Origin of the sequence: Nonomuraea wenchangensis, from assembly GCF_900111685.1 — a bacterium.
GTDB classification, from domain to species: Bacteria; Actinomycetota; Actinomycetes; order Streptosporangiales; family Streptosporangiaceae; genus Nonomuraea; species Nonomuraea wenchangensis.
In genome coordinates this window covers 1-10546 of sequence record NZ_FOHX01000035.1, presented here as the reverse complement: position 1 = coordinate 10546, position 10546 = coordinate 1, and the positions used below count along the sequence as shown (strand labels likewise).

The following is a 10546-nucleotide window of genomic DNA, read 5'->3' as shown; positions in this document are numbered from 1 at the left end:
GCTTGTCCGGATGAATCATCCAAGCAAGAATCCGTCAAAAATGACGGGGTCATACATGTGTGATGCACATGCACTGGCTTTTAACACACTGTTGAGTTCTCAAGAAACGGACGCGTACTTCCTCATCGGAATCCCTTGCGGGCCCCGCCTCGGAGGCGTTCATTTCGTCTTCGTTGTGTCTTAATTCTTTCAGCCGTTCAAGTCTCTGTCAAATTGACCGGACTTGCTCGACCTGCTGGAATTAATCCGCGCCCCGTTCCGGGGCAACCCCTCTAACTTACCAGCCCGTCCGAAGTGGTCGGTCCAGCTCCATCAGTGGGATTTGCGGGCCGACTCCTGGAGCTCCGTGAGCCCCGGGCGTCCCGCGCGAAGCAACTCTAGCAGCCGATCGGCGGTGCTTCGCGCAACTCGGGTAATCACATGGTCCTTCCCTCCCCTGCTGTCCCCCAAACCTCTCCCATGCTTCGCCCACGCGACAGGCCGGGTCAAGCGCACAGCAAGTCATCCGCAATCGCTCCCCGGTAGGAAGTACTCCACGAGCAGAGCGCTCTCTCGGAGGTGTCCGCCATGACCCGCTCGGAGTTCGACGACATCCGCGCCTTCCTCGCCGACAAGGGGACCAGCGCCGGAGACCTGCTGCGGGTGGCCATGACCCTCATCGACGACCTTGAGCACGCCCACACGCGGGAGGCCGTTCAGCGTTCCCGTTACCTGCAGTTGCTGACGGCCGCGCGAGCCAGTGCCGCGGCGGAGCTGGCGGGCGAGGCGGACCCCCTGTCGTTCGTACGGGACGAGCTGGCCCGGCGTGGCGAGCTTCCGCAGGACGACGAAGAGGTGCGGAGCATCTTGGCCGATGCCCGCACGGCGGCCGCCCTGCTCGCCTGCATGGAGAGCGGCGTCAACCCCGTTCCGCCGAGCCCGCGCGGCCCGCGGCTGCGTCGTTGCGCCGGCACCCGCCGCACCCTGCGGCGCTGAGGCGCGCCAGACCTGACTGGATGGCGACTGCGGACAGACCTGTCCTTTCACCCTGGACTGCCAGACTGCCGATATGTGGCAACGGAGGCTGAACTGGGCGGCGATCCTCCTGGTCGGGATCTTCGGCCTGTTGTGGGTGGGCGTCGTGCTCTACACGGACGACTCCGCGCCATGGATGCACGTCGCGCAGATCGTCTTCGGTTTCCTGTTGATCGGGTGGGCCGTGCACAAGGCGGTCGCCCTGATGGTCAGGCGCCTCTGAGTCACCGCAGGAAACGGCGAAGTCCCCGGCCGGGCGGCCGGGGACCTCAGGCCGGTCAGGTGTTGCCCTCGTCCTCGGGGATGGGCTCGTTCTCGTTGCGGATGTGCTCCAGCAGGTCGGCTTCGTCGATCACCTCGTCGGCGGGCGGCGCGGTGATGACGACCCGGGAGCCCCAGGCGGAGTAGCGGGTGTCGGTCCGCTTGACCAGACTCGCCTCGGTGTCCGTGGTGATCAGGCGCTTCAGCGTCCCGTCACGACCGGTCCAGAGCTTCCAGGTGATCTTTCCCTTGCTCTTCGGGCCGAAGGGGCGGCCGCTGGTCCAGTGGTACAGAGGGGTCTTGGTGATCTTGTCCAGGTCCTGGTAGCTCATGGTGCCCTGGTAGAGGAAGCCGGGCTTGCGGGTCGAGCGCTTCAGCACGGCCTTCAGCGTGGACGGGTCGTACACGTTGATCGGCTGCTGGCTCGCGTCGGCCGCCAGGTCGCGGGCCATGACTCCCCGGTGCTTGTTGGGGAACCGGATCCACTTCTTGCCGTCGGGGATCGGCCCGGGATGCGCGTTGCTGCCGTCGTACACGGTCGAGCCGACGCGGATCACGCGGTAGGTCTCCTGGCGGGGGAGAGTCCACCAGGTGAACTGCGCCGCGGCGGGGCCCGTCGACGCGAGCCGGAGCCGGCCGCTGATCCGGGTCTCCGATGGCCGCTTGCCGAGCATGATGCGGGTGGCCTCGGAGACCCGTACGCCGTGGCCGGCGCGGAGATGCCGTTTGAGCGCACCTGCCGGATCCGTGTAGGCCTGAGCCGGAACCGGTGTGGAGGCGAGCAGCACGGCGACCGTCAGGACGGCCCACCGCTTCGGCGTCGAAAGTCCCATGGGGCCCATCCTTACGGAAAAACCCCGCCGGCAGGCGGTCAAGCCTGGGAATGAGTAAGGCCCTGGTCTCCGATTTCTCGGTGACCAGGGCCTTCTTTGGTAGCGGGGACAGGATTTGAACCTGCGACCTCTGGGTTATGAGCCCAGCGAGCTACCGAACTGCTCCACCCCGCGTCGGTGTGACTCTGTAAACTATACAGGCTTGCGAGAGTGCTTTGTACCGGGACGAACCTGGCCCGCAAACGAACGAAGGCCCGGTTTCCCGGGCCTTCGTTTTTCGCTGGTAGCGGGGGCAGGATTTGAACCTGCGACCTCTGGGTTATGAGCCCAGCGAGCTACCGAACTGCTCCACCCCGCGTCGCTGTGTTGCATCTAAAGACTAGACGGCAACGCGGGGTGGATGCAAACCGGAGGGCTAGGTGCCTCCCGCTTCCGCCGACCCCGATGGGGACGGCGTGGCGGGCGGCGAGTCCGTCGGCGAGGCCGAGGGTGAAGCCGACGGCGACGCTGACGGTGACGGGCTGGCGGAGGCGTCCGGCTGCTGCCGGTTCGCGCCCTCCAGCGCCTTCAGGGCCTCCTGCAGCCGCTTCTGCGCCGCACCGTACGCGTCCCAGTCGGGCGGGCTGGCCTGCAACGCCTTCTGGGCGTCGTCGTAGGCCTTCTGCGCGTTGGTGATCGCGGAGCTGAGCGCGGTGTTGGCCTGGTTGGCCTGGCTCTGCTCCTGCTGCTGGTTGTTCTGCTCCTGTTGCTGTTGCTGTTGCTCCTGCTGCTCCGCGCCGAAGACCTCTTGCAGGGCCTCGGTCAGGGTGCGTCCCACACCGATCTTGCTGCCGAACGACACCAGGACGCGCTGCAGGATCGGGTAGGGCTCCTGCCCGCCGCCCGCGGTCACCTGGATGTAGACCGGTTCGATGTAGACCAGGCCGCCCGCGTACGGGAGCGTGAGCAGGTTTCCGTACCGGACCGACGAGGCGCCCACGCCGAGGAGGTTGAGCTCGCCGGCGAAGCGGCTCTGGAAGGCGTTCTGTGCCTGTCCGGGGCCGGGGATCGGGGTGCTGGACGGCATCCGCAGGATGCGGATGCGCCCGTAGCCGGACTCGGCCGAGGAGTTGACCGCCATGAACGCCGCCAGGTTGGGACCCTGACGCGGCACGAACGTGGTGGTCAGCGAGAACGTCGGCTCCTCACCCGGCATCGTGGTGGTCAGGTAGTAGGGCGGCTGCTTGGTGTTCTTGTCGCCCTGCGTGGGATCGCCCGGGACGTTCCAGAAGTCCTGGCCGCTGTAGAAGGCGGACGGGTCGGTGATGTGGTAGCGCGACAGGGTGTAGCGCTGCACCTTGAACAGGTCCTCGGGGTAGCGGACGTGCGCCTTCAGCTCGGCGCTCATCTCGGAGGCCGGGCGGATGACGCCGGGGAAGGCAGAGCTCCAGGTGCGCAGCACCGGGTCGTTGGTGTCCCAGGCGAACAGCTTGACCGTGCCGTCGTAGGCGTCGACGGTGGCCTTGACCGAGTTGCGGATGTAGTTGACGCGGTCGGTCGGCTGCTGGGCGATGACGCGGCGGTCACTGGAGGTGTCGCGGGTCATGTCGCCGAGGCTCTCGCTCTGCGAGTACGGGTAGTCGTTGGACGTGGTGTAGCCGTCCACGATCCACACGATGCGGCCGTCGACCACCGCGGGGTAAGGGTTGCCGTCGAGCGTCAGGAACGGCGCGACCTTCTGGACGCGGTCCCGCGGGTGACGCTCGTACAGGATCTTGGAGTCGGTGTTGACGTCGCCGGACAGCAGGATGTTCGCCTCGCTGTACTTGGCGGCGTAGAGCATGCGGTTGAAGAACGAGCCGAGGGCGACGCCGCCGCCGGTGTAGGTGGTGTTCTTCTGGCCGGTGCCGCCGGTCTGCGGGAAGTCGAGCTCCTGCGGCCGGTTGGGGTTGCCGCCGGCGATGACGTATTCGGCCGAGGACGGCTCCTCACCGAAGTAGACGCGCGGCTCCTTGAGGTTGGTGCTGGTCGCGAGCGGGCCGGTGACCGGCATGTCCTTGGCGTCGTAGTCGGGCAGGCCGCTGCTGTCGACCTTGTTGCCGGGCGCGGCGACGAAGCCGTAGCCGTGGGTGTAGACGAGGTGGCGGTTGATCCAGTTGTTCTGGCCCTCGGGCGGGCCGGTCAGCTCGCGGACGCCGACGACGTGGTCGATCATCTTGCCGTTGGCGTCGGGGTAGCGGTCGACGTCGAGCGGCTCGGCGAAGTTGTAGAAACCTCGGATGCGCTGGGTCTGCTCGTACGTCGAGGAGACCAGCGCCGGGTCGAGCAGCCGCACGCCGGAGACCGAGGTGTCGCCGCCCGGCTGGACCTTGGCCGGGTCGGCCTGGGCGTTGTACGTCTCGACCTCGGTCTTGTCGACGTTGTAAGCCTCGCGGGTGGCGTCGATGTTGCGCTGGATGTACAGCGCTTCCTTGCCCTGCTGGTTGGGCTTGACCTGGAACTGCTCGACCAGCGCCGGGTAGACGCCGCCGATCAGGATGGCCGAGAGCACGAGCAGGCCGAAGGACACGCCGGGCAGCATGCCGCCGGGCCGCACCACGCCCGCGAAGAACAGCGCGGCGCAGATCAGCGCGATGATCGCGAGGATGGTCTTGGCCGGCAGGACCGCGTTGACGTCTGTGTAGGACGCGCCGTGCACGAAGCCCCGGTCGGAGAAGACCAGTCCGTAACGGTCGATCCAGTAGGCGATGGCCTTGAGCAGCACGAAGATGCCGAGCAGCACCGACAGGTGGACGCGCGCGGCACGGGAGGCGTGCAGACCGGGCGACTGCAGGCGGAAGCCGCCGTACAGGTAGTGGGTGATCGCCGCCAGCAGGATCGAGATGATGATCGCCGTGAACAGGAAGTTCAGGACCATCCGGATGAACGGATAGTCGAACATGTAGAAGGAGATGTCGAACTCGAAGAGCTGGTCCTTCTTGCCGAACGACTGGCCGTTGACGAACTGCAGCCACGTCTGCCACTGACCGGCGAAGGACGAGCCGGAGAACAGCGCGAGCAGCCCCATGCCGATGATGAAGATCAGCTTGCGATGCGGGTCGAGCGCCATGCGGTAGCGGTCGGCTCCGCTGGCTCCGCCGAACATCGCGGGGCCGAACATGGGCCGCGTGCGGAAGGCCAGCAGCATGTTGCCGCCGGCGATCACGACCATCAGCAGCGCGCCGACCAGGAACAGCACGATCTGGGTCAGCACGACGCCGGTGAACACCGACGTGTAGTCCGCTGCGTCGAACCACAGGTAGTCGGTATAGATGCCGCTGAAGAGGAAGAACAACGCGACGATCGCCACTAGGGCGATCGCCACAGGTAGAAGCAGTCGCGGACGGCGGGGCAAGCGCATCGCCCTGCCGGCTCCTGGGGTCCGGAAGCTCAAGGCCAACCCCTCGTCGTAATGAAGAAACGGTTCGTGTCTGGCAACCTACACCGCTAGGCCAGCCGTACGGCTAACGCACGGCGGAGGGCGAAAGTTTCCTCGTCCGCGGGTTTGTCTCCCACGTCACAGGTTCAGGAAGGGCAGGCGGGGACGTTTCCCGCGCCGGTGCGGAGCGCGTCGAGCGCCTGCACCGCGGCGTGCAGCGTGTCGGCGCGCACCAGCCGCAGCCCGTCGGGCGCCGCCTGCACCGCCTCGCCGCAGTTGTCGGCCGGCGTCAGGAACACCGTCGCGCCGGCCTTCTTCGCGCCGATCATCTTCTGCTGGATGCCGCCGATCGGGCCCACCTCGCCCGTGGGCTCGATGGTGCCGGTGCCGGCGATCTTCTTGCCGCCGGTGAGCTCGCCGGGCGTGAGCTTGTCGAATATGCCCAGCGAGAACATCAGCCCGGCGCTCGGCCCGCCCACGTCGCCGACGTTGATGTCGACGTCGAACGGGAACTTGTACTTGGTCTGCATGAGCACGCCGACCTGCGGCTGCCCCTTCGGGCCCGCGATCGGCCGCAGCGGCACCTCGATCTTCTGCCCGCCCCGCAGGACGCCGAAGACCACCTCTTCGCCGGGCTTGTGCGCCTTGACGGTGCTGCTGACGATGTCGACGTCCTTGGCGTCCTTGCCGTCGATCGTGGTGATCTCGTCGCCCTTCAGCAGTTTGCCGTCGGCGGGCTTGCCCTTCTCCGTGGAGACGACGGTCACGACCATGCTGTAGGGGATCTTGAGCTCGTTGAGCGCGGCGGCGGTCGCGGAGTCCTGAGAGTTGGTCATCTCCACCGTGTTCTCCTCCTCGACCTCCTTCGGGTCGCGGTTGGGAGCGAAGATGGTCTCCTGCGGGACCACGGCCACGTCGGGATCGATCCAGCCGCGCAGCGCCGTCAGCAGATCGATCTGGGCGGCGGGGCCGCCCTGGTAGGCGACGGTCACCAGGCTGAGCGCGCCGCTGGTGGGATAGGTCTGCCGGCCGGAGATGGCGATCACCGGCTTCTTCTCGAGCTCGCCGAGGGTGTTCTCGGTCGGACCGGGGCTCAGCACCACATAAGGGACCGGACGGAAGGCGCCCGCCACCCCGAACGCGAGCACGAGGAATCCCGCGAGCAACAGCGTCAGGGCGCGTCGAGACATGGTCAAGAGCTTATTCGCCGGCGCCGACCCACTCGGTCGCGCCGTCGGCGAACTCCTGGTGTTTCCAGATGGGGACCTGCGCCTTGAGGTCGTCGATCAGCCTGCGTGAGGCGCGGAACGCCTCGTCGCGGTGGGGCGCGGCGACCGCCACGATCACGGCGATGTCGCCCAGCTCCAGGTCGCCCACGCGGTGGACGGCGGCCAGGGCCGTCAGGGGGAAGTCGGCGGCGATCTTGTCGGCGACCGCGCGCAGCTCGGCCTCCGCCGTGGGGTGGGCCGAGTAGGAGAGCCTGGTCACGGGCTTACCGTGATCCTGCTCACGCACGGTGCCCACGAAGAGGGTGGTGCCGCCCGCGGCGTGGTCGCCCACGGCGGCCAGCACCTCGTCGACGGACAGCGGGGTGTCGCGAATGGCGAGCAACCGGATGACGTCCACGCCGCAAGACTACCTTTCCGCCGTCGCCGCTTCTCGTCGCCCGCCGGGCCCTGCGTCAGTCGCTATTGGCGGCGCTTCTTGCGTACCTGACGGACGATCGCGGCGGTGCCGATGACCGCGACGGTCGCGCCGGCGGCGGTGAGGGTCGCCTCCTTGACCGGCAGCCGCCTGCCGACCACGGTGGTGGCGTCCTCGCGCAGCTCCAGGAGCTGGCGGAAGGCCGCCTCGTTGGTCCAGGCGGGCTTCCAGCCGGCCTCGCGCAGCGTCACGCAGTCGACGACCCACGGGTAGACGACGTAGTGCAGGTCGGTGGCCGGGGCCGGGGTGATGCCGAGGCGGTGCAGGCGCTGCGCGGTGCCGAACGTCAGCCCCGCCGGCAGCTCGAACCTGCGGATGCCGGAAAGCTCCTCGACCTGCTCCTGCTCCAGCCAGCCGTCGCTGCCGACGGCCACCACGCCGGTGACGACGCCGCGCGCGGCCAGCTCCAGCACCGAGATCAGGTCGTCGAGATGGCAGAACTGCCAGCGCGGCATGCAGCCCTTGACGGTCAGCAGCCGGGGCGACTCGAAGTGGCGGGTGATCACCGTGTCGATGCCGGGGCCGACGATCGCGGCCGGGCGGACCACGGTCACCTCCAGGCCGGGGTGGCTGCGCAGCGAGCGGCGTACGAGGGACTCGATCTCCAGGTGGTCGCCCACGAGGCCGGTGTCGGGCTCGGCGGCCACCGGGGCGTCCTCGGCCAGGGGCACCTCGTTGTCGGGCGCGGCGCCGTACACCATGGCGCTCGTGACCAGCACCACGCGCCGCACGCGCGCCGCGGCGCAGGCGGTGAGCACGGTCTGGGCCGCCCTCAGGTTGTAGGCGCGCCGCTCGACCGGGTCGGAGTCGAGGGCGTAGTCGCCGGCCAGGTGGACCAGGACGTCGATGTCGGAGATGCGGTTCGCCAAGAGCGGATCTCGTACGTCGATGACTCTCCAGGTGGCCTCCCGGATGTCGCCGCGTTCTTCGTCGATGGCCACCACCCTGCGGAAATCCGCGGAGGACACGAGCTTCGCGAGCAGCTCCCGGCCTATGCCGGAGGCCGCGCCCGTAACGGCGACGACGGGTTGGCGCGGGCGTTTCGAGGTAGGCACCAGGTCCTCACTTTGCACTGATCCGCCGCAGGACGACTAACGTGGCGGATGTGGACTCCTCCATCCTGCACGAGGTAGAGCGGTGACTGACCTGCCAGGTCGTGAAAACGACCCCAACGAAAACCCGTTCGCCATGTTCGGCGATCCTGAGCAGATGGCTCAGGCGATGCGCCAGTTCGCCGACATGCTGTCGGCGCCTCAGGGCTCCGGCCCTGTCAACTGGGACATGGCGAAGAACATCGCCAGGCACGCCGTGGTCGCCGAGGGCGACCCGAGCGTCATGGAAGGCGAGCGCCGACAGATCGTGGAGGCGCTGAGCCTGGCCGACCTCTGGCTGAACGAGGCGACCACGCTGCCCAGCGGCGTGTCGAATCCGCAGGCCTGGAGCCGGTCCGAGTGGATCGAGAACACCGTCCCGGTGTGGCGAAAGCTTTGCGAACCCATAGCCCAGCGCATGGTCGACACCATGGGCGGCGCGCTCGGCGGCGCCGGTCTGCCGCCCGAGGCGCAGCAGATGGCCGGCCCGCTCATGGGCATGCTGAAGCAGATGGGCGGCATGATGGTCGGCCAGCAGATCGGCCAGGCCATCGCCTCGCTCGCCCGCGAGGTGGTCGGCACGACCGACATCGGCCTGCCGCTGTCCGACCGGGCGGCGTTGCTGCCGGGCGGCATCGCCCACTTCAGCGAGGGCCTGGAGATCCCCTCCGAGGAGATCAGGATCTACCTGGCGCTGCGCGAGGCCGCGCACCACCGGCTGTTCCAGCACGTGCCGTGGCTGCGTTCGCATCTGCTGGGCGCGGTCGAGGAATACGCCAGGGGCATCACGGTCGACACCTCCAAGCTGGAGGAGCAGATCCGTGGGCTCGACATCAACAACCCCGAGGCCATCCAGGAGGCGCTGAGCGGGGGCAACCTGCTCAAGCCCGAGGAGACCGAGCGGCAGAAGGCCGCCCTGGCCCGCCTGGAGACGGCGCTCGCGCTGGTCGAGGGCTGGGTCGCCACCGTGGTCGACCGCAGCGCCTCGGGCAAGCTGCCGTCGGCGGTCGCGCTGGCCGAGACCGTACGCCGGCGCAGGGCCACCGGCGGGCCCGCCGAGCTGACCTTCGGCACGCTGGTGGGGCTGGAGCTGCGGCCCCGGCGGCTGCGAGAGGCGGCGGCGCTGTGGCGGGCCCTTGAGGAGGCGCGTGGCGTCGACGGGCGCGACGCGCTGTGGGGCCACCCCGACCTGATGCCGACGGCCGACGACCTCGACGACCCCGAGGCGTTCGTCCGGGGCGAGCAGGCGTGGGACATCTCCGAGCTGGAGCGCAAGCCGGACGACGGCAAGGGCGAGAGCGAAGGGGACGACAAGGGGAACGGCGAGGGGAACAGCGAGGGCGGCGCCAGTTGAGCCTGCACGGCGACGCGGTCTCGGTGCTGTCGGCCTGGGCCGCGCCAACGCCCGAGGAGGAGGCGCTGCGCGTCGAGTTCCTCGGCCACCTGCGGGACCATGACGACGCGATGCTGCGCGCCTGCGTGCCCGGGCACCTGACGGCGACCACCGCGGTGCTCTCGCACGACGGTGCGCGGGTGCTGCTCACGCTGCATCCGAAGGCCGGCATGTGGCTGCCCATGGGCGGGCACTGCGAGCCCTCCGACGCCTCGCTGGCCGAGGTGGCCCTCCGGGAGGCGCGGGAGGAGTCCGGCATCTCCGACCTTGAGCTGCTGCCTGGGCCGCTGGCCGTGGACAAGCACGAGGTGTGGTGCCATCCGCCGACGAGCTGGCATCTCGACGTCGAGTACGCCGCTGTGGCCCCGCCCGGCGCGGAGGCGGTGATCAGCGAGGAGTCGCTCGATCTGCGCTGGTTCCCCGTCGAGGAGATCCCCGAGCTTTCCGACGAGGCGACGCGCCGGTTGGCCAGACGTGGACAGGCGGTGCTCGGCCTACGTTCCGGCCGGGTTGGCTAGTAGTACTTTGTTAGTTCGTTATGGCGGTCGTTGATGGCAGGTGGGGCAGCGACCGCTCCAGGTGGCTAACAGCACCTGAAGCATGTGCAAGATCTTGTAGAAGGTCAGCCCCCGCCGACCACTTTTGGGCTGGTCAACCGCAGTTCTGTGAGGAACAGGTGGGCAGCCGAGACAAGGGTGACGTGGCGATGCCACCCGCTCCAAGAACGTCCTTCGAAGTGGGTCAGGCCCAGGCCGGTCTTGAGTTCGCGGTAGTCGTGCTCGATGCGCCAGCGGATCTTGGCCAGGCGGACCAGGTCCCGCAGCCGGATGCCGGCCGGCAGGGTGGACAGCCA

At 68.4% G+C, this 10546-nt stretch carries 10 protein-coding genes and 2 tRNA genes; 4 read left to right on the top strand and 8 right to left on the bottom strand.

Annotation, left to right across the window (positions count from 1 at the left end):
- Positions 1 to 567: 567 nt before the first annotated feature.
- Positions 568 to 975: a hypothetical protein gene (locus BMW85_RS47895; RefSeq protein ID WP_245775500.1), complete on the top strand. Its 408-nt coding sequence runs from the start codon at positions 568 to 570 to the stop codon at positions 973 to 975.
- Positions 976 to 1048: 73 nt separating this feature from the next.
- A complete protein-coding gene (locus tag BMW85_RS47890) occupies positions 1049 to 1237 on the top strand; it encodes a hypothetical protein (protein ID WP_091094428.1) in 189 nt (62 codons plus the stop codon).
- Between the two features lie 55 nt (positions 1238 to 1292).
- On the opposite strand, the gene BMW85_RS47885 is transcribed toward BMW85_RS47890, so the two are convergent.
- The 7 genes from BMW85_RS47885 to BMW85_RS47855 all read right to left on the bottom strand — a co-directional run bounded on the left by BMW85_RS47885 (position 1293) and on the right by BMW85_RS47855 (position 8267).
- Complete coding sequence (locus tag BMW85_RS47885; protein ID WP_091094427.1) at positions 1293 to 2108, bottom strand: hypothetical protein; 816 nt, start codon at positions 2106 to 2108, stop codon at positions 1293 to 1295.
- A 97-nt stretch (positions 2109 to 2205) separates the two neighbouring features.
- Positions 2206 to 2282 (bottom strand) — tRNA-Met (locus BMW85_RS47880).
- A 107-nt stretch (positions 2283 to 2389) separates the two neighbouring features.
- A tRNA-Met gene (locus tag BMW85_RS47875) sits at positions 2390 to 2466 on the bottom strand.
- A 57-nt stretch (positions 2467 to 2523) separates the two neighbouring features.
- Positions 2524 to 5487, bottom strand: coding sequence for a UPF0182 family membrane protein (locus BMW85_RS47870; protein WP_091094426.1), 2964 nt, complete (start codon positions 5485 to 5487; stop codon positions 2524 to 2526).
- A gap of 164 nt (positions 5488 to 5651) precedes the next feature.
- Entirely contained in the window at positions 5652 to 6695 is a 1044-nt protein-coding gene (locus BMW85_RS47865; RefSeq protein WP_091094431.1) for a YlbL family protein, read from the bottom strand.
- 10 nt (positions 6696 to 6705) lie between these two features.
- Positions 6706 to 7131, bottom strand: a complete 426-nt coding sequence (locus tag BMW85_RS47860) for a molybdenum cofactor biosynthesis protein MoaE (protein ID WP_091094425.1) — start codon at positions 7129 to 7131, stop codon at positions 6706 to 6708.
- 62 nt (positions 7132 to 7193) lie between these two features.
- Entirely contained in the window at positions 7194 to 8267 is a 1074-nt protein-coding gene (locus BMW85_RS47855) for an NAD-dependent epimerase/dehydratase family protein (protein WP_091094430.1), read from the bottom strand.
- A gap of 130 nt (positions 8268 to 8397) precedes the next feature.
- Between BMW85_RS47855 and BMW85_RS47850 the strand changes: the two genes are divergently transcribed.
- Positions 8398 to 9654: a zinc-dependent metalloprotease gene (locus BMW85_RS47850; protein WP_091094424.1), complete on the top strand. Its 1257-nt coding sequence runs from the start codon at positions 8398 to 8400 to the stop codon at positions 9652 to 9654.
- Positions 9651 to 10211, top strand: a complete 561-nt coding sequence (locus BMW85_RS47845; RefSeq protein WP_091094423.1) for an NUDIX hydrolase — start codon at positions 9651 to 9653, stop codon at positions 10209 to 10211. The genes BMW85_RS47850 and BMW85_RS47845 overlap by 4 nt, the downstream gene beginning before the upstream one ends.
- 104 nt (positions 10212 to 10315) lie before the next feature.
- Here BMW85_RS47845 and BMW85_RS47840 read toward each other — a convergent pair.
- Positions 10316 to 10546: transposase (locus BMW85_RS47840; protein ID WP_143082678.1), on the bottom strand; the 231-nt coding region annotated here is incomplete at its 5' end.